The sequence below is a fragment of the Cypionkella sinensis genome, from assembly GCF_042646385.1.
GTDB classification, from domain to species: Bacteria; Pseudomonadota; Alphaproteobacteria; order Rhodobacterales; family Rhodobacteraceae; genus Cypionkella; species Cypionkella sinensis.
The window spans coordinates 2,421,170-2,446,010 of the sequence record NZ_JBHRTO010000001.1 but is presented as its reverse complement, the minus strand read 5'-3'; the positions used below and the strand labels follow the sequence as shown (position 1 = coordinate 2,446,010).

The window sequence follows — 24,841 nt, the reverse complement described above, 5'->3', positions numbered from 1 at the left end:
GCTGCAAAATCAGGCCCGTCCGGCGGTGGCCGAAAGGGTCAGCGGCTCGATCCCCATCACCCGCAACGCGCTGGCCCATTTGGCGGCGTTGTTTTCGGCAAAGATCAGCGCCTCGGTGGGCTCGACCGTCAGCCAGTCGTTGCGGGTGATTTCGGCCTCGAGCTGGCCCGGACCCCAGCCGGAATAACCCAGTGCCAGCAAGGCCTTGTCGGGGCCAAGGCCTTGGGCGAGCGCTTCCAGCACATCAAGCGTTGCCGTCATTCCATAGCCGCCTTCGATGCGCAGCGTGGCGGGGCCGCCGGTGTAATCGGGGCTGTGCAGCACAAAGCCACGGCCACGCTCTACCGGGCCGCCAAAATGCACGGCAATCTTGCGGCTTTCATCGCCCAAAGGAATGTTCAGATGCTCAAGCAGGCCCGCAAAAGACATATCCGGCAGGGTCTTGTTGATGATCAGGCCCATCGCACCTTCGGGCGTGTGGGCGCAGACCAGAATGACCGCGTGTTCAAACCGCGCATCGCCCATGCCGGGCATGGCGACCAAGAGTTTTCCGCACAGATCCATCGTGCTGCCCTCCATCGTGCTGCCCCGCTTTTGTGTCACCTCAAGATGGGCAAAACGGCGGATGGTTACAAGGCTCTCGCCGGAACGTGATTTTCCTGACGGCGCGGCTTTGCTTATGACAGGGCCATGTTGAAAACCCTCACCACCGCCGTGTTTCTAGCCAGCGCTGGGCTGTGCGCAGCCAGTATGGGCCATGCTACCACGCAGGATGATGTCTTGGTGGCCGATCTGCTACCGGGCTGGCAGATGCCGAATGGGCACCACATGGCCGGGTTGCGGTTGCAACTGGCGCCACAGTGGAAAACCTATTGGCGCAGTCCGGGCGAGGCCGGGATTCCGCCGTTGTTCAACTGGACAGGGTCGGTGAATGTGAAATCGGTCAAGGTGTATTGGCCGAGCCCGGTGGTGTTTCACACCAATGGCATGCAAACCATCGGCTATCATGACGGTGTGGTTCTGCCGATAGAAGTGGTGCCGCGCGATCCGTCAAAGCCGGTGGAGTTGCGGGCCGGGGTTGATCTGGGCGTGTGCAATCAGATCTGTATGCCGGCGGCGGTGCAGTTGTCGGCTGTGCTGGACAAGGGCGGGCCGGATGCCGCGATCAAGGCGGCGCTGAACGCGCAGCCTGTCGGCGGCAAGATGGCGGGCTTGCGCGCGATTTCCTGCGAAGTGGCCCCGATTGCCGATGGCTTGCGGCTGACGGCCGTGCTGGATTTGCCGCAGCGCGGGGCCGAGACGGTGGTGTTTGAAACTGCCGATCCCAGCGTTTGGGTGGGGGAGGCGGAAAGTGCGCGGTCAGGCGGGCGTCTGACCGCCAGCGCCGAACTGGTGGCCAGCAGCGGTGCGCCCTTTGCGCTGGACCGCTCGGGCGTGGTGGTGACGGTGCTCGGGGCAGGTGGGTCGGTCGAAATCGCGGGCTGTCCGGCACCGTGAAGCTGTGGGTGCCTCCGGCGGGGATACTTTTGCACAGAGGATGACCTTAGCCGCGCAGCTTTTCTTGCAGTGATAGCAGGTCGGCCCAAGCCTCACGCTTTGCGGCGGGGTTGCGCAGCAGATAGGCGGGATGGGTCATCGGCAGCACGTGTTTGCCTAAAGCCTCGGCCCAGATGCCGCGCAGGCGTAGTATGCCCTTGGTCTGCATCACGGTTTGCAGCGGTGTGTTGCCCATCAGCACGATCACATCTGGGTCCACCAGCGCGATATGGCGTTCGACAAACGGTCGCATCATGGCGATTTCCTGCGGCGAGGGATCGCGGTTTTGCGGGGGCCGCCAGGGCATCGTGTTGAAGATATAGACTGCGGCGGCGGGATCGGGTGCGGTGCGCGCGAGGCCGATGGCCGCGAACATTTTATCGAGCAGTTGCCCGGCGCGACCGACAAAGGGGCGGCCTTCGCGGTCTTCCTCGACACCCGGCGCTTCGCCGAGGATCAGCACGCGGGCCTTGGGGTTGCCATCTGCAAACACCAGATTGCGCGCGCCTTTCTTCAGGTCACAATGTTCGTAGGCCGCAAGTGCTTCGCGCAGATCTTCCAGCGTGGCGGCTCGGTTGGCGGCATCGCGGGCGGCGAGGATGGCGGAATCGGGATTGGGCGCTGCGGGTTCGGGGGGCGGTGGAAGCGGTGCTTTGGGGGCGACGACGGGCGGCGCTGCGGGCGGTGGCTTTATTGGTTCGGGCAGATCATAGCGATCCAGCGGGGCTTCCGCGGAAATATCGGTCAGGCCAAGCTCGACCTGCCACGCCAATGCGGCCAAAGCGGCGTGCCAGTCGCCCGCGATGTCATCAGCGATTCCCATGCGGGCAAACTAGGGTGGATGGCGCGGTGCGGCAAGATATGATGGGCGGGCCTTGCCGGGGCGGGCGGGGCTTCCTATAAGCCGTTAAACCGCCGACGGAGATGCCGATGAGCTTTCGCGCCCGCCACCTGCTTGGGATCGAGCAACTTTCGCCACACGAAATCACCACAATTCTGGATCTGGCGGATCGTTATGTCGATCTGAACCGGCGCACGGTGAAATCTTCGGATGCTTTGGCGGGGCTGACCCAGATCAACATGTTCTTCGAGAACTCGACCCGGACGCAGGCCAGCTTTGAGTTGGCGGGCAAGCGGCTGGGCGCGGATGTGATGAACATGTCGGTGGCGGCCTCATCCGTGAAGAAGGGCGAGACGCTGATTGACACCGCGATGACGCTGAACGCGATGCACCCGGATTTGCTGGTGGTCCGCCACGGTGCGTCGGGAGCGGTCAATCTGCTGGCCAGCAAGGTGAATTGCGCGGTGCTGAATGCGGGCGATGGGCGGCATGAGCATCCGACGCAGGCCTTGCTGGATGCGTTGACCATCCGGCGGGCGAAGGGGCGTATTCAGCGGCTGACGATTGCGATTTGCGGCGATATTGCGCATTCGCGCGTGGCGCGCAGCAATCTGATCTTGTTGGGGAAGATGGAAAACCGGCTGCGGTTGATCGCACCGCCGACGCTGATGCCTGCGGGTGTCGAGCATTTCGGCTGCGAGCTTTATGACGACATGCGCAAGGGGCTTGAGGGCGCGGATGTGGTGATGATGCTGCGTTTGCAGAAGGAACGTATGGACGGCGGGTTTATTCCATCCGAGCGCGAGTATTACCACCGCTACGGGTTGGACGCCGAGAAGCTGTCCTTCGCCAAGCCGGATGCGATTGTGATGCATCCGGGGCCGATGAACCGCGGCGTCGAGATTGACGGCGAACTGGCCGATGACATCAACCGCTCGGTCATTCAGGATCAGGTGGAGATGGGCGTGGCGGTACGGATGGCCTGCATGGACCTGCTCGCGCGCAATCTGCGGGCCGAGCGGGGGCGGGCGGCTGTGGGGACGATGGTATGAGCGATGGCCCCAAGAAGAAATGGTCCGATGCCCGGATGAGCGGCATGGTGGCGACGGGCGTGCTGGTGTTTCTGGCGCTGTTCACGGTGGCGTTTGTCTGGATGGCGGGGTGAGGGGCATGACGATGGTTACGAATTCTTCGTCTTCAAATGGTGATCAAGTTCAGTGGGATAAGCGCTGCCGTGCGAGGGGCGCTAAATGACCCTCCACTTCACCAACGCCCGCTTGATCAACCCCGAAGCTGGCACCGATGAGATCGGCTCTTTGACCATCGACAATGGCGTGATCGTGGCGGTGGATGCTGACGCTCCCGCCGGGTCAACCGAACTGGATTGCGGCGGGCATTGTCTGGCACCCGGAATCGTTGATATCGGCGTCAAAATTGGCGAACCCGGAGAGCGGCATAAGGAGTCATTCCGCTCGGCGGGGCTTGCGGCCTCGGCGGGGGGGATCACCACGATGGTGGTGCGGCCCGACACCACGCCCGCCATCGACACGCCCGAGACGCTGGAGTTCGTGACCCGCCGCGCCGCAGAGGCACGGGTGCGTATCCTGCACATGGCGGCGCTGACAAAGGCCCGCGCTGGGCATGAGATGGTCGAGATCGGCTTCATGCTGGATGCGGGGGCGGTGGCATTCACCGATGTGTTCAAGGTTTCGACCGATACCAAGGCGCTGTCGCGGGCCTTCACCTATGCGCGGTCCTTGGGAGCCTTGGTGATCGGCCATCCGCAAGAGCCGGGTCTGTCGGCGGGGGCAGCGGCGACCAGCGGCAAGTTCGCAAGCCTGCGCGGTCTGCCCGGTGTGTCGGCGATGGCCGAGCGGATCGGGTTGGACCGTGATCTGGGCCTCGTCGAGATGACCGGGATCCGCTACCACGTCGATCAGATCACCACGGCGCGCAGTTTGCCTGCGTTGGAAAGGGCCAAGGCCAACGGCTTTGATGTGACTGCAGGGGTCAGCATCCACCATCTGACGCTGAACGAGATTGACGTGGGCGATTATCGCACCTTCTTCAAATTCACCCCGCCGCTGCGCTCGGAAGAAGACCGTATGGCCATGGTGCAGGCGGTGGCGGAAGGGTTGATCGACATGATCGGCAGCTTCCACACCCCAGCGGATGAGGAATCCAAGCGCCTGCCGTTCGAGGAAGCCGCATCCGGGGCGGTGGGGCTGGAGACGCTGCTGCCCGCGGCCTTGCGCCTCTATCACGCCGGGCAGTTGGATCTGCCAACGCTGTTTGCAGCGCTGGCGCTGAACCCGGCCAAACGACTTGGCCTGCCGCAGGGGCGGCTGGCGGTGGGCGCACCGGCTGACCTTGTGCTGTTCGACCCCTATGCGCCCTATCTGTTGGATCGGTTCAAATTGCACTCCAAATCCAAGAACACGCCGTTTGACGGCTGCCGGATGGAGGGTAAGGTGCTGGCAACTTATGTTGCGGGCCAAGCGGTTTATCAGGGGTAAATGATGCCAGAGATTACATCCTCGCCAATGCTGTTGGGGCTGGTGGCTGTGCTGGCCTACCTGCTGGGGTCGGTGCCCTTTGGCGTGGTGATCACGCGGGCCATGGGCTTGGGCGATCTGCGTAGCATCGGCTCGGGCAATATCGGGGCCACCAATGTGCTGCGAACGGGGAACAAGGGCGCTGCATTGGCGACGCTGATCCTCGATGCGGCGAAAGGCGGCATTGCGGTGCTGATCGCGCGCTATGCGGTGGGCGAGGATGCAGCGCAACTGGCGGCGGCGGCTGCGTTTCTGGGGCATCTGTTCCCGGTCTGGCTGGGCTTCAAGGGCGGCAAGGGGGTAGCGACCTTCCTTGGCACGCTGCTGGCCTTGGCTTGGCCGGTCGGGCTGGCGGCTTGTGCGACTTGGGCGGTGTCGGCGGCGATCTGGCGGATTTCCTCGCTGGCGGCACTGATGGCGGCGGCGCTGTCCGGTCTGTGGTGCTTTGTGCTGAACGAGGGCCATATGCTGCTTTTGGTGCTGATCCTGACGGTGCTGATTTACATCAAGCACTGGCCGAATTTGCAGCGGCTGAAGGCGGGCACCGAGCCAAAGATCGGCGCGAAGAAATGATCCGGCTGGCACTTGCGCTTTGCTTGTTCGCAGGCCCGGCTTTGGCCGAAGATACGGTCGAGAAAATCCTGTCCGAAGCGAAGGCAGATTGTGCCAGCCTTGATGACGGTGTGTTCGATGCCCCGGTTGGCACGATCACCGATGTTGACCTGACCGGCGATGGCAAGCCTGAACAGGTGGTGGATGCGGCAAAATTCACCTGCTCGACCTCGGCCAGCTATTGGGGCGGCACGGGTGGCTCGCAACTGTCGCTGATCGTGGCGGGCAAGCGGCTGGATTACTTTGCGCAAGAGTGGAAAGTGATCGAGTGGAACAAGGCGCCGGTGCTGCTTTTGTGGCTGAACGGCGGCGAATGCGGCGGCGCCGGAGCAGATTCCTGCATCGAGGCGCTGGTGTGGAGCGATTTCAACAAGGCGTTCATGTCGGTGCGTCCGGCTGCCAGCGAATAGTGGACGGCTTCGCGCAGGCGCTGGGGCAGATACCCGAGGGCTACAGCCAGGGGATCTATCAGGGCCAGCGCTGGCGGATGGAGAAAACCACCTACACCCATGGCCGTAGCGTGAAATTTTATGCGCGCCCATTGAGCGGGACTGAGTTTGTCAGCCTGAACTTGTATCATCTGGCATCCGGCGATCTGCTGAAACCCTGCGAAATGGCAGAGGCGAAGGTGCGGGATTTTGTTCTGGGCGTGCGGGTGCTTGGAGCCGCGCCTTGATTTCATCTGTCCTAAAATATCCCCGCCGGAGGCTTCTGAGGTCAATGCCGGATGCCTCCGGCGGGAGTATTTAGGCCAAGACGAAGGCTAAAGGCTGCTTGCCTCGTAAATCGGCGTCAGGTTTTTGCCCCAAGCGCCGTTGTAAAGGTCAAGCCAGCGGTCGGCTTGGGTTTTCTCGGTGGCAAGGTTTTGCACCAACGGCGCGAGATAGCGTTGTTCGTCCAGACCACGGGCGGCGAGGCCTGCGTGTGACAGGCCGACGGCGGCGCGGGCGAGGTCAAGGAGTTTGACGCCATTCGCCTCGGCTTGCAGGGCGCTGACCGAGGCATTGATGCGCAGACCCTCGCGGGTATCGGCATCGAAGCCTTTCACCAGATCCCATGCGGCATCCAGCGCTGCATCATCATACATCAGGCCGACCCAGAAGGCGGGCAGCGCGTCGATATGGGCTTGGTCGCCACAATCTGCGCCGCGCATTTCGATGTATTTCTTGACGCGGGCTTCGGGGAACACCGTGGTCATGTGGTCGGCCCAATCCGAAAGCGTGGGCTTTTCGCCGGGCAGGGCGGGGAGTTTGCCATTCAGGAAATCGCGGAACGATTGGCCCAAGGCGTTGATGTATTTGCCGTCGCGGTAGACGAAATACATCGGGGCGTCCAAGACCCAATCGACATATTGCTGAAAGCCGAAGCCTTGGTCGAAGGCGAAGGGCAGCATGCCGGTGCGGGCGTTATCCAGACCGCGCCAGATCCGGCTGCGCCAGGATTTGTGGCCGTTCGGTTTGCCATCAAAGAACGGGCTGGAGGCGAACAGGGCGGTGGCAACGGGTTGCAGGGCGAGGGCGACGCGGAGTTTCTTGACCATGTCCACCTCGGACGCATAGTCGAGGTTCACCTGCACCGTGCAGGTGCGATACATCATCTGGGTGCCGTGGGTGCCGACACGGCCCATGTAATCGGTCATCAGTCGGTAGCGGCCTTTCGGCATCACGGGCATGGTTTCGGACGACCATTCGGGTGCTGCGCCGATCCCCATGAATTTGATCCCGAGCGGGTCGGCGATGCTGCGGACCTCGTCGAGGTGGTTTTGCAGCTCCTCGGCACCTTGGTGCAGGTTTTCCAACGGGGCACCGGAAAGTTCAAACTGGCCGCCGGGTTCAAGGCTGATATTTGCGCCGCGGCGGGTCATGCCGATGATGTTGTCGCCCTCGGAAACTGGGGTCCAGCCAAAGCTTTGCAGGCCGGCGAACAGGGCCGAGATCGAGCGGTCGCCCGCGTAGGGCAGCGGCGCGCGCGTGTCGGTCAGCCAGCCGAACTTTTCATGCTCGGTCCCGATGCGCCATTCGGATTTGGGCTTGCTGCCGGAATCCAGCAATTCGGCCAGTTGGGCGAAGTTTTCGATGGGGCCGCCGCCGGACTGAGGAATCGACATGGGCACGCTCTTTCGGTTGGAAATTTCAGGATGCAACAGGTGAAGCGGCGGCGCGGACAAGTCAAGGGTGGGCGTGCATGGTCCCGAGTTGGGACCAAAGTGATATGTGTTTAAGATCAATGGGTTGAAAATTTTCGTTCAGGAATTGTTAAGCATTTTCCGGCAAATCCGGCCGATCCTGCCCCGGAAGGGCGGCTGCGGTCTTGCGGTGCCAGATGGTTTGCGTGGTGGCCGCAAGGCTGAGGGCTGTGCTGCCGGTGGAGAGGCTTGGGGCAAGCGCATTGACCAGCGCCAGCGTGTTCATACCGGGCAGGCTGGCAAATGCGTCGAACAATTTGTCGGCCCCGCTGGCGTCGACCGGGATCAGCAAGGCCTGCCCATCAGCCTGTTTCAGCCGCCAGACGCGCCTGCCGCGCAAGGACAACAGGCGCAGTTCCACCAGTTCGGGGATGGCGACATAGCCGCCGCTTTGCGGGCCAAGATAGCCGATCTGGCCTTCATCCACCTCGACAACCCCCGGCGAGTCGATGGTTTGCACGAAACGCAGCCGGCGCAGGGCGAGGATGCCCCACGCGATGCCAAAGGCGGCAATGGCGGTGCCGACCGGGGTAAGCAGATAGCCACCCAGCAGGATCAGCCAGAGGCCAACGCCGAAGGCTGCGATGGCGCACAGCACCTCGGAAAAGCGGCGGATCAGGGCGATAAATTCGGGGCGGATCATGCTGCGACCTTCTGGGGTTCGGTGAACAGGATCAGCGCGAAGCTGTGGCTGGGGCGGAATCCGATGGCGAGATAGGCGCGGGCGGCGGCATCATTGGCGGCAAACAGCACCGCGCGTTTGATGCCTGTCTGCTGCGCTTCAGCGAGGATCATCGAAACGGCGCGGCGGGCGTGGCCCAAGTTGCGCAGGGCGGGCGGGGTGTAGACGCCGCCGATCTGCACGGTTTGCGTCGTCTGCGCGTTGAACCCGGCAAGGGAGACGGGCCGGTTGCCCTGCCACAGCAGGCGGTGACGCCCTTCGGCCTGCCAGCGCTGCACCTGATCGTGGGCGATCAGTGGGGCATCTTGCGGCGCGAAGCCCATGGTCTCGACCAATGCAGCGGCGCGCCATTGGATCGCCACGGCCAGATCGGCGCTGAGGGGGGTAATGCGAAAGCCATCGACAGGCGGCAGGCGCAGATCGGCGAGATCAAGGGAAAAGCCGGGCTCGATGGCGTGCATCCGCAGCGGGGCGTCATCAAGGCCAAGGGCATGTTGCAGGGCTTTGCACTGTTCGGGCGGCCCGATCAGGCCTGCGATGGCGCGATCTGCCAGCCATGGGCGCACCAGTGACCAATCGGCGTCGGGGGCCTGCGGCATCAGGTTGTGATCTGCGGTGAGACCCAGATAGCCGGTGATCTGAGTGCCGCTTTGAAACAGAAAACTTTCGGTTCTGAGGCCATGGCCCAACAGATTGTTCATCGGAAACATCGACAAAGCCTCGTGCCGTGCCAGAAACTGCAATAGGCCCGGAGCGTCGTGCTGGGTGGCTTTGCGAAAGCGGGCGGGTGTCATGCCCAATCGCCCAAGGCGGCCTGCCAGAGGGTGAGGGCGGCAACGGCGGCGGTATCGGCGCGCAGGATGCGGGGGCCAAGTGCTGTGGGGCGGATTTGCGGCAGCTTGCGCAGGCGTTGCTGTTCATCCGTCGAAAAGCCGCCTTCGGGGCCGATCAGGATCGCCCATTTGCCGCCACGCGGGCCGGAAAGGGCGGGGGCTTGGCCCACCATCGCCTCGTCACACCACAGAAGTTGGCGGTCGGGTTCGAGGCTGGTGAGGAACTTTTCAAGGCTGGTCAGATCGCAGACTTCGGGCACGGAAGTGGCGCCGCATTGCTCGGCAGCCTCGAGCGCGTGGGCCTGCAGGCGGTCTTGGCGGATACGCTCGGCATTGGTGTGGCGGGTTTGCACCGGGATGATGCGGGCGGCCCCCAACTCGGTTGCCTTTTCGACGATGAAATCGGTGCGGGCCTTTTTGATCGGCGCAAAGGCCAGCCACAGATCGGGCGGCAGGCGCAGCGGGGCGGTTTGGGCCGCGCAGATCAGGATGCCGCCGCGCTTGCCAGCCTCGGCGACTTCGGCACGCCATTCGCCATCGCGGCCGTTAAATAGGGCTACCGCAGCGCCACGGGCGAGCCGCATCACGTTGAAAAGATAATGCGCCTTATCGGCATTGACCGCCACGGCTTGCCCCGCGCCCAAGGGCTGATCTACATAGAGGCGGATTTTTGCATCTGTCATGCTGGGGAATTTATGTCTGAGTTTGCCGAAAAACCAGAGGCGGAATTTTCGCAGGCTGGCGTGGCCGATGCGGCGCAGGACAATTGGGTGGATCGTTTTGCGCCGATGGTGACGCGGCCCTATCTGCGGCTTTCGCGCGCGGATCGCCCGATTGGCACTTGGCTGCTGCTGATCCCGTGCTGGTGGGGGATCGCGCTGGCGGGGCTGAGGGATGGGTTTACGCTGTGGGATCTGTGGTTGGCAGTGTCGAGCGCGCTGGGCGCGTTTCTGATGCGCGGTGCGGGTTGCACTTGGAACGATATTGCCGACCGCGAGATTGACGCATCGGTGGCGCGCACCCGCAGCAGGCCGCTGCCTTCGGGGGCGGTGACGGTCAAGGGTGCGCTGATCTGGATGGCGGTGCAGGCGGTGCTGGCGGCGGTTATCCTGTTTACCTACAATTGGTTGGCGATCGGGTTGGGCGTGGCCTCGCTGGGGTTGGTGCTGATCTATCCGTTTGCCAAGCGGTTTACCTGGTGGCCGCAGGCGTTTCTGGGGTTGGCGTTCAACTGGGGCGCGGTGCTGCTTTATGCCGCCCATGCGGGCGAGGTGCGACTGCCTGCGGTGCTGCTTTATGGGGCGGGGATTGCTTGGACGCTGTTCTACGACACGATCTATGCGCATCAGGACCGCGAGGATGATGCGCTGATCGGGGTGAAATCGACGGCGCGGCTGTTTGGCGACAACAGTCGCGCGTGGCTGCGCGGGTTTCTGGTGGTGTCGGTGGTGCTGATGGCGGCGGCGGTGATCACGGTGGCGATTGCGCCTGCGAAAGTGCTGGGGCTGATTCTGGCTTTGGCCGGGGTTTGGGGCTTTGGCTGGCATCTGGCCTGGCAGTTGCGCGGATTGAACATCGACGATCCGGCGCAATGCCGCAGATTGTTTCTTTCCAACCGTGATGCGGGACTGATTGCTGCGCTGTTTCTTGCCGTCGCAGGCTTCCTTTGATTGATCCGGGGGGGCGGGGGCTTTATGCAGGCGCAGAGTGGCTGTCTGGCCATGGCCGTGCTGACAGTTCAAGTTGAATGACCCCGTGATAACATTGCGCAACCTTAGCTTTGGCCAGATTCCTGCAAAGTTTCTGGCACCCTCTGCCTTTGCCGCAGCGGGGGTGGTGTCTGTGTTGGTGGCCTGGGGTGCGGCGGTGCTGGTCGAGAATATCTCGGCCCGCGCGGTGAAATCCATGCTGCTGACCGAGGGGATTACCTTTGCCAGCGTGGCCCCCGATGGGTTGCAGATTCATCTGAGCGGCACCGCCCCGACAGAGGCGATGCGCTATAAGGTTGTCAATATGGTGGGCGGGCTGATCGATTCCTCGCGCATCCGCGACCGGCTGGAGGTAACGCCGGTCAAGGCGATTGAAGCGCCGCGGTTCTCGGTGGAAATGCTGCGCAATGATGACGGGATTCAACTGATCGGATTGCTGCCCGAAAGCGACACGTTGCAGGGCATCAAGGATGCAGCGCAGGCGCTGAACCCGGAAACCCCGCTGGCCGATATGCTGGAGACGGCGGCTTATCCGGCGCCCACGGGCTGGGATGCGGCGCTGAAATACGGGCTGGATGCGCTGACGATGCTGCCGCGGTCAAAGATTTCGGTGGCGGCGGATCAGGTGGCGATTACAGCGATTGCAAAATCCGAGGCGGAAAAGCGCAGCTTTACCACGCAGTTGAACAGTGCGCGGCCCGAGGGGCTGGTGGTGAAGATGGACATCTCGGCCCCGCGCCCGGTGCTGACGCCGTTCACCCTGCGGTTCGTGAAGGATGCCGAGGGCGCGCGGTTTGATGCTTGCTCGGCGGATACCGACCTTGCGCGGGCGAAGATTTTGACCGCTGCGGCTGCGGCGGGGGCTGTCGGGCGCAACACCTGCACCATCGGTCTGGGTGTGCCGACGCCGCGTTGGGCGGATGCGACGATTGCGGGGATCAAGGCGGTGGCGCAGTTGCCAACTGCGACGCTGACCTTTGCCGATGCCGATGTGACGCTGCTGGCGGGTGCGGATGTGCCGCAGGCAGAGTTTGACCGAGTGGTGGGCGAATTGGGTGCTGCGCTGCCGGATGTGTTCTCGCTGAAGGCGACGTTGGAGAAGAAAGCTGCGGGCGGCCAAGCTGGCCCGGCAGAGTTTACCGCAAAGCTTGCGCCGGAAACGCATCGGCTGGAAATGCGCGGGCGGCTGACGGATGAGATGCTGCGCAAGGCAGTCGATAGTTTTGCCAAGGCCGAGTTTGGCGCGAATACCTATCTGGCGACGCGGATGGACCCGGATCTTCCAACCGGATGGCCTGTGCGGGTGCTGGCCGGGTTGCAGGCGCTGGGCGAGTTGGACAATGGCACGCTGCTGGTGCGCGCCGATACGGTTGAAGTGAAGGGCGTTACCGGATCGCAATCGGCCAAGGTGCGGATTTCGCAGATTTTGTCGGAAAAGCTGGGGCAGGGTCAGACGTTCCGCGTCGATGTGAAATATGACAAGGCGCTGGACCCGCTGGCCGGAATTCCGACGCCGGAAGAATGCGCGCAGGATGTCGATGACGTGGTGGCGCGGCAGAAGATCACCTTCACACCGGGCTCGGCAGAAATTGCCGCCGCGGCCAATGGGGTGATGAAGGCGCTGGCGGATGTGCTGAAATCCTGCCCTGGCGTGAAGCTGGAAGTGGCGGGTTACACCGATGCGCAGGGGTCCGAGGAGGGCAACCGCGCGCTGTCTCAGGCACGCGCGGAAACCGTCGTTCTGGCATTGCAGGGGCGGCAGATTGACGTCTCTGGCATGGTGGCCAAGGGCTATGGCGAGGCTGATCCTTTGGCCGACAACGGCACCGAGGAAGGCCGCGAGGCCAATCGGCGGATCGAGTTCCGCCTGATTGGTGCGCCCAAACCCGTCTCGGCGGATTCGGCCAAGGCGGCAGCGACGGCGGCGCAGGGTTCGGATAGTGCCGCGACAGCAGTGTCGGAGGGGCCGGATTTCTCGGGCGATACCAGCCCATCGGTGGCACCGCAGAAAAAGACCATCTCACCAAAGCCGCGACCGAAGAAGTCAGAATGATGTTGGGGGCAAGCCTATGAACCGCACGGAATTTATCGCCGCCACCGCCGTTATTCTGATGCTGGCCTTTGCGGCGGGCTGGTTCACCTATTGGCTGTTGCACCGCTTTACCCGTGTGGCAGGTGGCGATATGGGCGAGATGGATCGCTTGGCGCAATCGCTGCACGAGGCCGAAGAGATGCGCGATCAGGCGATTGTCTATCTGGAAACCCGCGAGGGTGAATTGATGAACCAGATCGCCCAGACCGAAGCCGAGTTACGCGCCGCGATGGAAGGCTTGCGCGATGCACGCCACGAGGCGGAGGAAATGCGCGCCTATATCGAGCGGATGCACGCGAACAGCTAGGCAGGCTGACCTTACCTGGGCCAAGAACGCCATGCCGCCCCGGACTTGATCCGGGGCCTCGTGGTGCGGGTTTAGAGGTTATCCAGACAGGTGTTGATCAGCGGGCTATCTGGGCTTTCCAGCGCGTCGATCACGTTGAAATGGTGGGTGCCGGAATCGACTGTCCAGGCGCAGTTCCAGTTTTCCGACAGGGTGCGGGCTTGCCAGAGGAAGGCGGGGCGCTCAGAGCCGCCGACCCAGATATGGGCTTGGGTGGTCAGGGCGTGGCGCGCAGGGCTTTCGGTGGCGATTTCGGCGGCATCAAGCTGGAGTTTGGCCTGCATGTCAGTTTCGGCCAAGGGTTCCAGTTCGGACAGCGGCGAGATTGGCACCACGCGGTGCAGGCGTTCTGTCAGGGTGGCATTGCGGCCGGGGTTGGCCATGCGTGCGGTCAGGTGGCCGCCTGCGGAATGGCCGGTGATCACCAACGGGCCTGCCACTTCGGCGCAGGCGGCGGTGATGGCAGCTTCCACCTCGGCGGTGATCTGGGCGATGCGGGCGTCGGGGGCGAGGGTGTAGCCCGGCAGCGCGCAGGCCCAGCCGCGGGCGAGCGCGCCTGCGGCGAGGTGGGACCAGAGCGATTTGTCGGTAGAAATCCAATAGCCGCCGTGGATGAACACCATCAGGCCGCGCGGCGTGGTTTCGGGCAGGAACAGATCGAAGCAGTTGCGCGGGGCGGGGCCGTAGGACAGATCAAGGCGCGCGCGGCTGCCAAGGCTTTCGCGGAAAGCGTTGGCCTTCTTGGCCCAGAGCGCGGGCATGGTTTCTGATCCGGGAATGAAAGCGCCGTTTTGATATTCTCGGGTCATGTCCATCTTGATCACTCCAGTTTGACGCTCTGTCTAGGTCCAGCATTGGTGCAGGATGTGGACTTTTAAGTCCAGAGCGGGCAAGCAGGGGCAACCCGTGATAATGGAGGCCCCCATGCTCGATTCCGTGACTGATCTGCGTTCTTTGCTGAAAGACCCCAGCCTGCTGCCGAACAAGGCCTATGTGGCGGGGCAGTGGGTGGATGCGGCGGACGGCAAAACCTTTGCCGTCACCAACCCGGCGCGCGGCGATGTGATTGCCAATGTGCCCGATCTGAACCGCGAAGATGCCAAGCGCGCGATTGCGGCGGCGGATGTGGCACGGCGCGACTGGGCGGCGCGGACCGGCAAGGAACGTGCGGGCGTGATGCGCAAGTGGTTTGATCTGTGCATGGCGGCGCAGGAAGATCTGGCGACGATCCTGACCGCCGAGATGGGCAAGCCGCTGGCCGAGGCCAAGGGCGAGATCGCTTACGGTTCGGCCTATATCGAATGGTTTGGCGAGGAGGCCAAGCGCACCTATGGCGAGATCATTCCGGGCCATATGCGCGACAAGCGGATTTCGGTTCTGAAGCAGCCGATCGGCGTTTGCGCCTCGATCACGCCGTGGAACTTCCCGAACGCGATGATCGCGCGCAAGGTGGCCCCGGCACTGGCGGCGGGTTGTGGCTTTGTGGCGCGGCCTGCGGCCGAGACGCCTTTGTCGGCGATTGCGCTGGCGGTGTTGGCCGAGCGGGCGGGCGTGCCTGCGGGCGTGTTCAGCGTGATCACTTCCAGCCGTTCGTCGGAGATTGGTAAGGAGTTCTGCGAGAACCCGGCCATTCGCAAGCTGACCTTCACCGGATCGACCGAAGTGGGTCGCATCTTGTTGCGGCAGGCGGCGGATCAGGTGCTGAAATGCAGCATGGAGTTGGGCGGCAACGCGCCGTTCATCGTGTTTGACGACGCCGATCTGGATGCGGCGGTTGAGGGCGCGATGATCTCGAAGTTCCGCAACAATGGTCAGACCTGCGTTTGCGCGAACCGGATCTATGTGCAGGCCGGTGTTTATGACGCCTTTGCCGAGAAATTAGCGGCGGCAGTGGCTAAACTGGCGATTGGTGATGGCTTGACGGCTGGCACCACGACCGGGCCACTGATCAACGAAGATGCGGTTGAGAAGGTGGAAGAGCATATCGCCGACGTGTTGGCGGGTGGCGGCAAGGTGCTGACGGGCGGCAAGCGGCATGCCTTGGGCGGCACCTTCTTTCAGCCGACGGTGGTGACGGGTGTGACCAAGGATATGAAGGTCGCCAATGAGGAAACCTTTGGCCCGCTGGCACCTTTGTTCAAGTTTGACACCGAGGAAGAAGTGATCCGCCGCGCCAATGACACGATCTTTGGGCTGGCGTCGTATTTCTACGCCCGCGACATTGGCCGGATCACGCGGGTGCAAGAGCAGTTGGAATACGGCATGGTCGGGGTGAACACCGGGCTGATTTCCAATGAAATGGCACCGTTTGGCGGCGTGAAGCAGTCCGGTCTGGGCCGCGAAGGCAGCCACCATGGCATCGACGATTATATGGAACTGAAATACGTCTGCTTGTCGGTCTAAGGCGGGCGAAACGGATGAAGCGGCGCGAGGGGAAACCCTCGCGCCGTTTTGCTTATGCCGGGTTCAGCATCGCGAAGGTTTGCGTAAAGCTGCCATTGGCTTCAGCGTTGCGCAGGAATTTCACGCGCTCGACCATGAGTTCGCCACTGGCTGGTGGGTTGGCCAGAAGCGTCAGCGATTCGGTGATGAAGTCGGCCAAGGGCATCCCATGCGGGTTTTGCGCATGGCCTGGCATCAGATCGGTTTGCACGGCTGGCGGAGCGAGTTCCAGCACTTCAACACTGGTGTGGCGCAACTGGTGGCGCAGCGATTGGGTGTAGCTGTGCAGCGCGGCTTTAGTGGCGGAATAGGTGGGGGTGGCGGCCAAGGGCACGAAGGACAGCCCAGAGGTGACGTTGACCACGGTTGCGCTGGCTTGGGCACGCAGATGCGGCAGCAGGGCGGTGGTCAGAGCGATCGGAGCCAGCAGATTGGTCGTGATGGTTGCCTCGGCGGTGCCATCGGGCGGCGACAGCAGGTCTTCGGCAATCATGATGCCCGCGTTGTTGATCAGCACATTCAGCGCTGGAAAACGGGCGATCAGATCGGCGGTGACGGTGGGCAGGGCGGCGGTGTTGCTGACATCGAGCGCCAAGGTTTGCAGGCCGGGGATCGCGGCGGCGGCATCATTCAGCAGCGCCTGACGGCGACCTGCGATGATCACGGTATTGCCCGTTGCGACCAGTGCGCGCGCCAGTTCCAGACCGATGCCAGACGTGCCGCCGGTGATCAGGATGGTGTTTTCGGTGGGTTTCATTGGGGGTGTCTCCATCAAGTGATGCTTGCCAAATGCTTCCATCACGCGCAAAAAGAAAGAAGGCACCCAAAAGATTTATACTTACCTAAAAGAGAGTGTTATGTCGGTTCAGTTCCAAGCCCCTGATGACGTCACCATCGACCCACGCATCGAGCAGTTGGTGACGGATGTGATCGGGCGTGTTGCCGACAAGTGGACGATGCTGCTTCTGGAGGTGCTGGAGCAAGGCGGCACTTTGCGGTTCACCGAATTGGGGCGCGCTGTTGACGGGATCAGCCAAAAGATGCTGACACAAACATTGCGACAGATGGAGCGTGATGGGCTGGTATCGCGGACTGTGCATCCGGTGGTGCCGCCGAAGGTAGAGTATCGGCTGACCGATCTGGGGCTAAGCCTGAGTGCTGCGTTCTGCGGCGTGTGGAATTGGGCCGCGACGCATCTGGACCGGATTGAGGCCGCGCGTGCGGCGTTTGACGCACGGGGGTGATCTGCGGCTCTGCCATCCTGGGGCGGTCAATATGTGCCGCCGTGGAGATACCAAAGGCATCCCCCGCGTTTGTGTTTAGCCGCCGACGCCGCGAGAGGTGGCTGACTGGCCGAAGCCGCCGCGTGATTGCACTTGGGTTTTGGTCATCGGGGCCAAACCCTTTGTAACCGGGGCCTTGTTGAACGCGCTGGCGCTGATCTTGCCGCCGCTGTTCAGATTGCTGATGCGGGTGCCACCGTCAGGTGTTGCAAAACCGCCGCCTGCGCTGCGCACCACCGGTTGCGCCATCACCCGGCCGCCCCCACCAAGCGCTTGCCCGATCATGTAGCCCATCAGCAGCGGCATGAACACCGAACCGCCGCCGCTGTTGTTGGCGGTTGCATCGCTTCCGCAGGCCCCTGCGCCATGCTCGGCCTCGCAGAGTTCGCGGCTTTCGTAGCGCGGCGCAGTTTCTTCATGCAGCTTTTGCGCCTCGGCGAAGGCGGTGTCGCAATCGGCGGCAGTGAACCAACCGTCAGGTTTGGCGGCAGCAAGGCAGCTTGCCTTGTCGGGAAAGGCGCTGGCCTCGGTCTTTTCTTCGGTGCAGGCAGCGACACCGAAGGCCGCGGCGCCCAACAAGGCAAGTGCTACGTGATGTGAGCGTTTCATTGCCTTACCCCTCGATAAAATGCGGCTTGAACCGCGACAGATCCTGCGTGATGCGGCTGCGATCTTCGCGCAGTCCCATGCCGACGCAGGCCTCACCCACCATCCATGCGCCGATCACCGGGCGCATCTCGGCAAACACCGGCAGCGGGTGGTAGGCTTGGATGATCTTTGGGTGTTGATCGTAGGCGCGGGCGGTGGCCGATTCCAACACAGCGCCATTCTGATGGATCGTCACCGACTGGCCTTCACGCGAGAAGATCGGTTTGGTGACATAGCCTTGGGCCAGCAGATCGGGGGCACGGCCAAGGGCGGCTTGATCTTCGAAAAATGCGGGCAGCAGGTTGGGGTGGCCTTCGAACATCTGCCACAGCACCGGCAGAATCGCCTTGTTCGACAGGATGGCCTTCCATGCGGGCTCAATGAACCGACAGCCCGAGGCCGCGATCTGATCCGCGAAGGGGTCACGCAGCAGGTCTTCCCATGGGTAGAGTTTGAACAATGCGCCGATTACCCGATCTTCAGAATCGGTGAACTGGCCGCCCTCGGTGATGCCGATCTTGTCGAGGTCAGTGTAATGCGCGCCCAAACCGGCCTCTCGCGCGGCCCAGGCCATCGTCTCAACCGTGGCGTAATCTTCGGGCGCATCGGCGACGGCGGCGAAATGCAGATCGGTGTCTGGGGCGAACATTTCTGCGAAGCGGGCTACCAAAGCCTCATGCACGCCGTTGAACTGATCCGAGCCTTGCGGCAGCACGCGGGCGGCCAGTTGCTGTTCAAACCACAGCCATTGGAAGGACGCGCTTTCGTAAAGCGATGTCGGCGTATCGGCGTTGTATTCCAGCAGCTTCGCGGGGCCGTGGCCGTCGTAGGCGAGATCAAAGCGGCCATAGAGTTCAGGTTCGGCATCGTGCCAGCTTTGCGCCACCAGATCCCAATGCGCGCGCGGGATGTCCATGCGCTGCATCAGCTCGTCTGATGCGATCACCCGTGCCACAGCCTCGCGGCACATCGCGTGCAGGGCGGTGCTTGGATCTTCGATGTCATCTTCGATTTGGGCCAGCGTGAAGCTGTAGGCCGAGGTTTCGTCCCAATACGGCTCGCCATACATATCGGCAAAGGTGAAGCCGAGCTTTTCGGCCTCGGTGCGCCAGTCGGGGCGTTCGGGCAGGGGGATACGGTGCAAGGGCTACTCCACAGGGTTGCGGATGATATCGGGTTTGGTGGGGGTCAAAGCAAGGCCCTTCTGTCGGGTCTGGCGGGGTGGATGTCGGGGATGAGGGGGAAAAAACGGCCGCTTGCGTCAGACTGGCGCGCGAAACCAACAGGAGTATTGCCATGCAAAGCGTCGTCAAACTGGGTTCGACCGATGGGATCGAACCGTCAACCGCCGATCTGGATGGCTGGGTTGTCACCGAAGGCAGCCCCAAGATGAAGACATGGGCGCTGCATACCTCGGCGGCAGGGGATATGGTTTCGGGCATCTGGGAATGCACGGTCGGCAGCTATCACGCCACCTATACCGCCTATGAATATGTGGTGCTGATCGCCGGCAAAATTACCATCACCCCCGACGGCGGCACGCCTGTGACCGTGAAGGCAGGCGATGCCTTTGTGGTGGAACCAACGTTCAAGGGCATTTGGAAGATCGAAGAAAACGTCCGCAAGCATTTCGATTTCCGTATCAAATGAGTCGGTTACGGCGGGGTGCGTGTTGTGCCCCGTCGTAAACACCACGTTGTTATCGCCTATCAATGCAACGATTTTGCTTATCGGGCGTTGTGATCCCATGTTGCTCTCATCGATCAGACGAGGCTGCTCTCGCTGATCCCAACATGAAAGGATATGACATGCTGCCCGCTGTCTCGAATATCAAACGCAATACCATTGCCGCGCTGTTGGCTGTCGCGGTTGCCCTGCCTGCTGCTCCGGCTTTGGCTTGGGGTCAGCGCGAACAAGACGTGCTGAAGGGTGCCGCTGGCGTCATCCTGCTGCAAGGCATCATTCGCGAAACCAAACCGAACAAGCATCATCAGCCGCGCTATGAGCCCCGGTACGAGCCGCGCTATGAACAGCCGCGCTATCAGCATTATCAGCCGCGCTATGAGCCCCGCTATGAACCGCAGCGTGTCTCGGTCTACAGCACGGCTGCCGCCCGCGCCTTCAACAGCTATTCGTCGTCGGAACGCCGGTTGATCCAGCGCCGCCTGTCGGCCTATGGCTATTACAACGGCGGCATTGATGGCTCGTTCGGCCCCGGCACCTATAATGCGGTGGTGGCCTATGCCAGCGCGCAAGGGCAAAGCCGGCAACTGGCGTCGACCAGCACGGCTTATGGCGTCTATGACGGGTTGATGTACTGATCCGCAGGGGCCTTGGCGCGTAAAGGTCTTCCCATCTGGGAATGACTTGTGTGAAAAGGCAAAGTTGTGCCCATTTTCTACCATATATTGTGGTGGATGGTCTGAAATCTGTAAAACGCGCCCGATTGAACCGGGCGCGTTTTTATTTTGGTCCGGCCCAAGGATTGCGGGTTGGCCTGCGTCTGATTAGGGTCATGCTGATGGAAACCCCAGACGAAACCTTGGCCTTTGCCGCTGCGGGCGGTGATCGCAGCGCTTTTGCGGCGCTGGTGGAACGGCATTATGACCGGATTTATGGGCTGGCCTATCGTTTGACCGGGGCAAGGGCCGAGGCGCAGGATCTGGCGCAGGACATATGTGCCGCCTTGCCTGTGAAGCTGCGGCACTGGCGCGGCGAGGCGCGGTTTACCACTTGGCTTTACCGCGTGGTGATGAACGCGGCGCATGATCTGCGGCGGCGGCAGGCGACCCATGCGCGCGCCGCAAGCGGTTGGGGCGATTGGGAAATCGCGCGTCAGGATGAGATCAAGGTTCAGGCCGAGGCGCAGGATTGGCTGCTGCAAGCCATGGCGCGGTTATCGGTGGAATTGCGCGATACTGTCGCCTTGGTGCTGGGCGAGGAGATGACCCAAGCTGAGGCAGGGCTGGTGCTGGGCGTGTCGGAAGGCACGGTGGCGTGGCGGATGTCGGAAGTGAAGAAACGCCTGCGGGCCATGGCGGTGGAGGATGCGAAGTGATCACAACATCAGCGGCATCGCGCACCGCCTGGGCAGTGGAGGATGCGACATGACGGACGAGCTTGACGCCTTGAAGGCCGCTCTACGCACCGCGCCTGCGCCGGACGCTGACGCCAAGGCTGCCGCGATGCGGTTGGCAATGGAAAATTTCGACCGCCTCCAAGGATCGACCGAGGCCGTGCGTCCTATGCGAGACCGCCCCGAGAGGGCGGGTTTCTTGCAAAAGGGATTGGCCATGTTGAACGCATTGAAAATGAAACCTGTGCTGGCGGCGACGACTTCGGCGGCGGCGCTGTTGGTGGGGTTTGTGGTGATCTTGCCATTGGCGGGCAAGGGGCCGTTGCAGGAGGCGCGCAGCACGCCGCCGGTGGCGCAGGTCGATGCGCCGGTGCAAAACGCTGTGCCTGACGCCTTGCCTGCGCCATTGTCACAGGCTCAGGTTCAGACCGAGGCCAAACCTGCGGCAAAGATGGCGGCCAACGCTCCGAAACCGGAAGCAGAGGCGGCTGTCACAGCAGAGGCGGGCATTGTCGCCGAAAGTGCGCCCGTGGCCGCGCCGCAGGTTATGGCGGACACTGCGCCTGCGCCGATGGCGACGCGTGGTGTTGTGGCAAAGATCGCGGCGGACGGCTATGCGGCAGAGCCTGTGCCGCAACTGGTGGAGAATACCGAGGCCTTCGCCAATGCTGATGCCAACCCGGTGAAGGTGACGGCGGAGGCGCCGGTTTCGACGTTTTCGATTGATGTCGATACCGCGTCTTATGCGACGGTGCGATCATCCTTGAACGCGGGGTTCTTGCCTGATCCGGCTTCGGTCCGGGTTGAGGAGATGATCAACTATTTCCCCTATGCCTATCCGAAACCGGAAGGCGATGCGGCGTTTCGCCCGACGATCACGGTGATGCCGACGCCGTGGAACCCGAACACGCGGCTGGTGAACATCGCCATTCAGGGCGCGGTGCCGCAGGTGGAGAACCGCCCGGCCCTGAACCTGGTGTTTCTGGTCGATACCTCGGGGTCGATGGAGGATGCCAACAAGCTGCCGTTGTTGAAGCAATCGTTGGGGCTGATGCTGGGGCAGTTGAAGCCAGAGGATCAGGTGGCGATTGTGGCCTATGCCGGATCGGCGGGGCAGGTGCTGCCGCCGACCAAGGCCAGCGACACCGCGACGATCATGGCGGCGCTGGATCAGCTTGCGGCAGGGGGATCGACGGCGGGGGCGCAGGGGTTGGAACTGGCCTATCAGGTGGCGGATGGCATGAAGGCTGATGGTGAGATCAGCCGGGTTCTGCTGGCGACAGATGGCGATTTCAATGTGGGGATTGATGACCCCGAGGCGCTGAAGGATTTCATTGCCAAGAAGCGCGAAGGTGGCGTGTATCTGTCGGTTCTGGGCTTTGGCCGGGGCAATCTGGATGATGCCACGATGCAGGCGCTGGCGCAGAACGGCAATGGCACGGCAAGCTACATTGATACGCTCAACGAGGCGCGCAAGGTGTTGGTCGATCAATTGACCGGGGCGCTGTATCCGATTGCGGATAATGTGAAAATTCAGGTGGAATGGAATCCGGCGCAGGTCGCGGAATATCGGCTGATCGGCTATGAAACCCGGGCCTTGGCGCGGGAGGATTTCAACAACGACAAGGTGGATGCCGGGGATATTGGCGCGGGCACGGCGGTGACGGCGATTTATGAGGTGACAGCACCGGGAAGTGCGGCGCTGCTGAATGATCCGCTGCGCTATGGCACGGCTGCGGCCAATGGCGGCTCGTCCGAGTTGGGGTATCTGCGGTTGCGCGCGCACAAGCCGGGGTCGGCGGCAGGCAGCAGCTTGCAGGAAACTCCGATTGTGCCGGGGATGCCGGTGACGGATGAAACCCGCTTTGCCGCCGCGATTGCCGGGTTTGGCCAGTTGCTGACCGGGTCGAAATATCTGGGCGATTGGGGCTGGGATCAGGCGATTGATCTGGCCTTGGCCGCGCGCGGGGCGGATGAGTTTGGCTATCGCATCGAGGCGGTGAACCTGATGCGGACGGCGAAGGCGTTGTCGCAACAATAGGGTGCCACGCTGCCCCGGACTTGATCCGGGGCCTCGTGGGCGGCCATGAGGCTCCGGCTCAAGGCCGGAGCGGCTTGGGATTAGTCGGCCAGCGCGCGGTCAAGATCGGCGATCAGATCGCGCGGATCTTCCAGACCGACCGACAGGCGGAACACGCCTTCACCGGCGAAGCGTTTGTAATCGGCAAGGCTTTCGCCGGTCATGCGGTAGGTCGAGGCCATGATGTCATCGGTGCCGATATGCACGCAGATGCTGCGCTGGTGGCCCAAGGAAAACGCGTAATGCAAGACGCGGAAGCGGGCGGCCATCTTTTGCGCGACGGTTTCGGGATCGGCGGTTTGGAAGGTAATCATGCCGCCGGGAAGGGCCATCTGGCGGGTGGCAAGGGTGTGTTGCGGGTGGCTGGCAAGGCCGGGGTAGGTGACGGCCAGCACTTTGGCATGTGCTTCAAGGTGCTGGGCCAGCAGCAGCGCGTTGGCGGATGCGGTGCGCAGGCGGGGGAACAGCGTGTCGATGCCGCGCAGGATCAGCCAAGCGTTTTGCGCCGACAAAGCCGCACCCAGATAGACACCAGACGAGGCGCGGATGCGCGAGATCAGCTCTTTGCGGCCAATCACCGCGCCGCCCAAGGCATCGCCGTGGCCGTTCATGAATTTGGTCAGCGAGTGGATCACCAGATCAAAGCCATGGCTCAGCGGCTGGGTGATCACCGGGGTGGCGAGGGTGCTGTCGACCGAGGTCAGCACACCTGCGGCTTTCGCGATTTCGGCCAGCGCAGTAAGATCTGTCAGCCGAAGCAAGGGGTTGCAGGGGCTTTCGGCGTGGATCAGCTTGGTGTTCGGGCGCAGGGCCGCTTTGAGGGCTTCAAGGTTTGACAGGTTCACCGGCGTGACTTCGATGCCAAAACCCGGCAGGATGCGGGTGGCGAGTTCATAGGCCCCGGCGTAGCAGACATCGGAAATGATCAGATGATCGCCGGATTTCAGCAGGGCCAGAAAGGTCGCGGCGATGGCGGCGACCCCGGTTGCGGTGGCAAGCGCATCTTCGGCGGATTCGAGGCTGGCGAGGCGGCGTTCCAGGTCGCGGACGGTTGGGTTGGTCCAACGGGCGTAAAGATAGGGCAGTTCGGTCAGATCGCCGACGCCATCGGCGGAAAACGCCGAGCCGCCGGGGGTGAAGACATTGTTGACCGACATCGAAATGCTGGGCGCAATCGCGCCAGTGATCGGATCGGGGTGCAGGCCACCATCCAGCGCGCGGGTGGCGGGGTGCATTGGGTGCGCGGTTTCGACAGCCTTGATCTGTTTGGGGGGCAGGTGGGTTTTCATCGATGCCTCATCCGGCTGTTGCGGTCTGAGGCGAGTATCGCAGGAACGTGCGTAAAGCAAAAGGCCCGGCGCGGGGCCGGGCCTTTTGGGTCTGTGCCAGATTTAGGCGTTGGCAGGCTCGGCCTGCTGCTCAACCGCTTTAACTTCGACATCGGCGCGGCGGCCGATTTCGATGCGGCGGGGCTTCAGCGCCTCGGGGGTTTCGCGGATCAGGTCGATGTGCAGCATGCCGTGCTCATGGGTGGCACCGGTGACGCGGACATGATCGGCCAAGGCAAAGCGGCGATCAAAGGCGCGAGTGGCGATACCACGATGCAGATAGGCGCGGCCTTCGGTTTCCGGGGCTTTGCGGGCGGTGACATGCAGCGCGCCGTCTTTCACTTCGACCGAAAGCTCGTCGGGCGAGAAGCCTGCGACGGCGATCGAGATGCGATAGGCATCTTCGGCGGTCTTTTCGATATTGTAGGGCGGATAGGTGGGCTGGGCCACATCGGCGCTGAGCGCGCGGTCCACAAGATCGGCCATGCGGTCAAAGCCAACAGTGGCGCGGTACAGCGGGGCAAAATCAAAGTTACGCATCTTCATCCTCTTTCAAGCGATGGCCGTCCTGCGACGGCGCGGGGTGCCTTCCC

General features: G+C 62.6%; 27 protein-coding genes. 15 read left to right on the top strand and 12 right to left on the bottom strand.

What is annotated here, in order from left to right; genetic code table 11:
• Positions 1-9: 9 nt before the first annotated feature.
• Positions 10-564, bottom strand: coding sequence for a YqgE/AlgH family protein (locus tag ACFOGH_RS12245; protein ID WP_380074001.1), 555 nt, complete (start codon positions 562-564; stop codon positions 10-12).
• A gap of 126 nt (positions 565-690) precedes the next feature.
• On the opposite strand from ACFOGH_RS12245, the gene ACFOGH_RS12240 reads away from it, so the two are divergent.
• Positions 691-1,497, top strand: coding sequence for a protein-disulfide reductase DsbD domain-containing protein (locus ACFOGH_RS12240; protein ID WP_380073353.1), 807 nt, complete (start codon positions 691-693; stop codon positions 1,495-1,497).
• Positions 1,498-1,543: 46 nt separating this feature from the next.
• On the opposite strand, the gene ACFOGH_RS12235 is transcribed toward ACFOGH_RS12240, so the two are convergent.
• The gene (locus ACFOGH_RS12235) at positions 1,544-2,359 is read right to left on the bottom strand and encodes a uracil-DNA glycosylase (RefSeq protein ID WP_380073352.1); all 816 of its coding nucleotides are present in this window, start codon (positions 2,357-2,359) and stop codon (positions 1,544-1,546) included.
• Positions 2,360-2,466: 107 nt separating this feature from the next.
• Between ACFOGH_RS12235 and ACFOGH_RS12230 the strand changes: the two genes are divergently transcribed.
• The 5 genes from ACFOGH_RS12230 to ACFOGH_RS12210 all read left to right on the top strand — a co-directional run bounded on the left by ACFOGH_RS12230 (position 2,467) and on the right by ACFOGH_RS12210 (position 6,220).
• Positions 2,467-3,429, top strand: a complete 963-nt coding sequence (locus ACFOGH_RS12230) for an aspartate carbamoyltransferase catalytic subunit (protein WP_380073351.1) — start codon at positions 2,467-2,469, stop codon at positions 3,427-3,429.
• Between the two features lie 198 nt (positions 3,430-3,627).
• Positions 3,628-4,893 carry a dihydroorotase gene (pyrC, locus tag ACFOGH_RS12225; RefSeq protein ID WP_380073350.1) on the top strand — a complete coding sequence of 422 codons (1,266 nt, stop codon included), beginning with the start codon at positions 3,628-3,630 and terminating at the stop codon, positions 4,891-4,893.
• A gap of 3 nt (positions 4,894-4,896) precedes the next feature.
• The gene (plsY, locus tag ACFOGH_RS12220) at positions 4,897-5,505 is read left to right on the top strand and encodes a glycerol-3-phosphate 1-O-acyltransferase PlsY (protein ID WP_380073349.1); all 609 of its coding nucleotides are present in this window, start codon (positions 4,897-4,899) and stop codon (positions 5,503-5,505) included.
• The gene (locus tag ACFOGH_RS12215) at positions 5,502-5,954 is read left to right on the top strand and encodes a hypothetical protein (RefSeq protein WP_380073348.1); all 453 of its coding nucleotides are present in this window, start codon (positions 5,502-5,504) and stop codon (positions 5,952-5,954) included. The genes plsY and ACFOGH_RS12215 overlap by 4 nt, the downstream gene beginning before the upstream one ends.
• The gene (locus ACFOGH_RS12210) at positions 5,900-6,220 is read left to right on the top strand and encodes a hypothetical protein (RefSeq protein ID WP_380073347.1); all 321 of its coding nucleotides are present in this window, start codon (positions 5,900-5,902) and stop codon (positions 6,218-6,220) included. Before ACFOGH_RS12215 ends, ACFOGH_RS12210 begins: the two co-directional genes overlap by 55 nt.
• Positions 6,221-6,307: 87 nt before the next feature.
• On the opposite strand, the gene ACFOGH_RS12205 is transcribed toward ACFOGH_RS12210, so the two are convergent.
• The 4 genes from ACFOGH_RS12205 to ACFOGH_RS12190 all read right to left on the bottom strand — a co-directional run bounded on the left by ACFOGH_RS12205 (position 6,308) and on the right by ACFOGH_RS12190 (position 9,927).
• Positions 6,308-7,651, bottom strand: coding sequence for a glutamate--cysteine ligase (locus ACFOGH_RS12205; protein WP_380073346.1), 1,344 nt, complete (start codon positions 7,649-7,651; stop codon positions 6,308-6,310).
• A 148-nt stretch (positions 7,652-7,799) separates the two neighbouring features.
• On the bottom strand, positions 7,800-8,372 hold the full coding sequence (locus tag ACFOGH_RS12200; RefSeq protein WP_380073345.1) for a hypothetical protein: 573 nt from the start codon (positions 8,370-8,372) through the stop codon (positions 7,800-7,802).
• Positions 8,369-9,205, bottom strand: coding sequence for a GNAT family N-acetyltransferase (locus ACFOGH_RS12195; RefSeq protein ID WP_380073344.1), 837 nt, complete (start codon positions 9,203-9,205; stop codon positions 8,369-8,371). The genes ACFOGH_RS12200 and ACFOGH_RS12195 overlap by 4 nt, the downstream gene beginning before the upstream one ends.
• Positions 9,202-9,927 carry a 16S rRNA (uracil(1498)-N(3))-methyltransferase gene (locus ACFOGH_RS12190; RefSeq protein ID WP_380073343.1) on the bottom strand — a complete coding sequence of 242 codons (726 nt, stop codon included), beginning with the start codon at positions 9,925-9,927 and terminating at the stop codon, positions 9,202-9,204. Before ACFOGH_RS12190 ends, ACFOGH_RS12195 begins: the two co-directional genes overlap by 4 nt.
• Positions 9,928-9,939: 12 nt before the next feature.
• On the opposite strand from ACFOGH_RS12190, the gene ubiA reads away from it, so the two are divergent.
• The 3 genes from ubiA (at position 9,940) to ACFOGH_RS12175 (ending at position 13,352) form a co-directional block, all read left to right on the top strand.
• Positions 9,940-10,914, top strand: a complete 975-nt coding sequence (gene ubiA, locus ACFOGH_RS12185) for a 4-hydroxybenzoate octaprenyltransferase (protein ID WP_380073342.1) — start codon at positions 9,940-9,942, stop codon at positions 10,912-10,914.
• Between the two features lie 85 nt (positions 10,915-10,999).
• Positions 11,000-13,006, top strand: coding sequence for an OmpA family protein (locus ACFOGH_RS12180; protein WP_380073341.1), 2,007 nt, complete (start codon positions 11,000-11,002; stop codon positions 13,004-13,006).
• 16 nt (positions 13,007-13,022) lie between these two features.
• Entirely contained in the window at positions 13,023-13,352 is a 330-nt protein-coding gene (locus ACFOGH_RS12175; protein WP_380073340.1) for a hypothetical protein, read from the top strand.
• A 71-nt stretch (positions 13,353-13,423) separates the two neighbouring features.
• On the opposite strand, the gene ACFOGH_RS12170 is transcribed toward ACFOGH_RS12175, so the two are convergent.
• On the bottom strand, positions 13,424-14,206 hold the full coding sequence (locus ACFOGH_RS12170; protein WP_380073339.1) for an alpha/beta hydrolase: 783 nt from the start codon (positions 14,204-14,206) through the stop codon (positions 13,424-13,426).
• 109 nt (positions 14,207-14,315) lie between these two features.
• Between ACFOGH_RS12170 and ACFOGH_RS12165 the strand changes: the two genes are divergently transcribed.
• Positions 14,316-15,794, top strand: a complete 1,479-nt coding sequence (locus tag ACFOGH_RS12165) for an NAD-dependent succinate-semialdehyde dehydrogenase (RefSeq protein ID WP_380073338.1) — start codon at positions 14,316-14,318, stop codon at positions 15,792-15,794.
• Between the two features lie 52 nt (positions 15,795-15,846).
• On the opposite strand, the gene ACFOGH_RS12160 is transcribed toward ACFOGH_RS12165, so the two are convergent.
• Positions 15,847-16,590: an SDR family oxidoreductase gene (locus ACFOGH_RS12160; protein ID WP_380073337.1), complete on the bottom strand. Its 744-nt coding sequence runs from the start codon at positions 16,588-16,590 to the stop codon at positions 15,847-15,849.
• A gap of 100 nt (positions 16,591-16,690) precedes the next feature.
• Between ACFOGH_RS12160 and ACFOGH_RS12155 the strand changes: the two genes are divergently transcribed.
• Complete coding sequence (locus ACFOGH_RS12155; RefSeq protein ID WP_380073336.1) at positions 16,691-17,077, top strand: winged helix-turn-helix transcriptional regulator; 387 nt, start codon at positions 16,691-16,693, stop codon at positions 17,075-17,077.
• A gap of 75 nt (positions 17,078-17,152) precedes the next feature.
• On the opposite strand, the gene ACFOGH_RS12150 is transcribed toward ACFOGH_RS12155, so the two are convergent.
• Complete coding sequence (locus tag ACFOGH_RS12150) at positions 17,153-17,725, bottom strand: DUF1190 domain-containing protein (RefSeq protein WP_380073335.1); 573 nt, start codon at positions 17,723-17,725, stop codon at positions 17,153-17,155.
• Positions 17,726-17,729: 4 nt separating this feature from the next.
• Positions 17,730-18,908 carry a glutathionylspermidine synthase family protein gene (locus tag ACFOGH_RS12145; protein WP_380073334.1) on the bottom strand — a complete coding sequence of 393 codons (1,179 nt, stop codon included), beginning with the start codon at positions 18,906-18,908 and terminating at the stop codon, positions 17,730-17,732.
• Positions 18,909-19,060: 152 nt separating this feature from the next.
• Between ACFOGH_RS12145 and ACFOGH_RS12140 the strand changes: the two genes are divergently transcribed.
• The 4 genes from ACFOGH_RS12140 to ACFOGH_RS12125 all read left to right on the top strand — a co-directional run bounded on the left by ACFOGH_RS12140 (position 19,061) and on the right by ACFOGH_RS12125 (position 22,881).
• The gene (locus ACFOGH_RS12140) at positions 19,061-19,414 is read left to right on the top strand and encodes a cupin domain-containing protein (protein ID WP_380073333.1); all 354 of its coding nucleotides are present in this window, start codon (positions 19,061-19,063) and stop codon (positions 19,412-19,414) included.
• Between the two features lie 158 nt (positions 19,415-19,572).
• On the top strand, positions 19,573-20,085 hold the full coding sequence (locus tag ACFOGH_RS12135) for a peptidoglycan-binding protein (RefSeq protein WP_380073332.1): 513 nt from the start codon (positions 19,573-19,575) through the stop codon (positions 20,083-20,085).
• A 200-nt stretch (positions 20,086-20,285) separates the two neighbouring features.
• Positions 20,286-20,822 (top strand): RNA polymerase sigma factor, encoded by a 537-nt coding sequence (locus ACFOGH_RS12130; RefSeq protein WP_380073331.1) that lies wholly within the window; start codon positions 20,286-20,288, stop codon positions 20,820-20,822.
• A 49-nt stretch (positions 20,823-20,871) separates the two neighbouring features.
• Positions 20,872-22,881, top strand: a complete 2,010-nt coding sequence (locus ACFOGH_RS12125; RefSeq protein ID WP_380073330.1) for a YfbK domain-containing protein — start codon at positions 20,872-20,874, stop codon at positions 22,879-22,881.
• Between the two features lie 80 nt (positions 22,882-22,961).
• Here ACFOGH_RS12125 and ACFOGH_RS12120 read toward each other — a convergent pair whose 3' ends face one another.
• Entirely contained in the window at positions 22,962-24,209 is a 1,248-nt protein-coding gene (locus tag ACFOGH_RS12120; protein ID WP_380073329.1) for a trans-sulfuration enzyme family protein, read from the bottom strand.
• A gap of 102 nt (positions 24,210-24,311) precedes the next feature.
• Positions 24,312-24,788: an Hsp20 family protein gene (locus ACFOGH_RS12115; RefSeq protein WP_380073328.1), complete on the bottom strand. Its 477-nt coding sequence runs from the start codon at positions 24,786-24,788 to the stop codon at positions 24,312-24,314.
• Between the last annotated feature and the right edge of the window lie 53 nt (positions 24,789-24,841).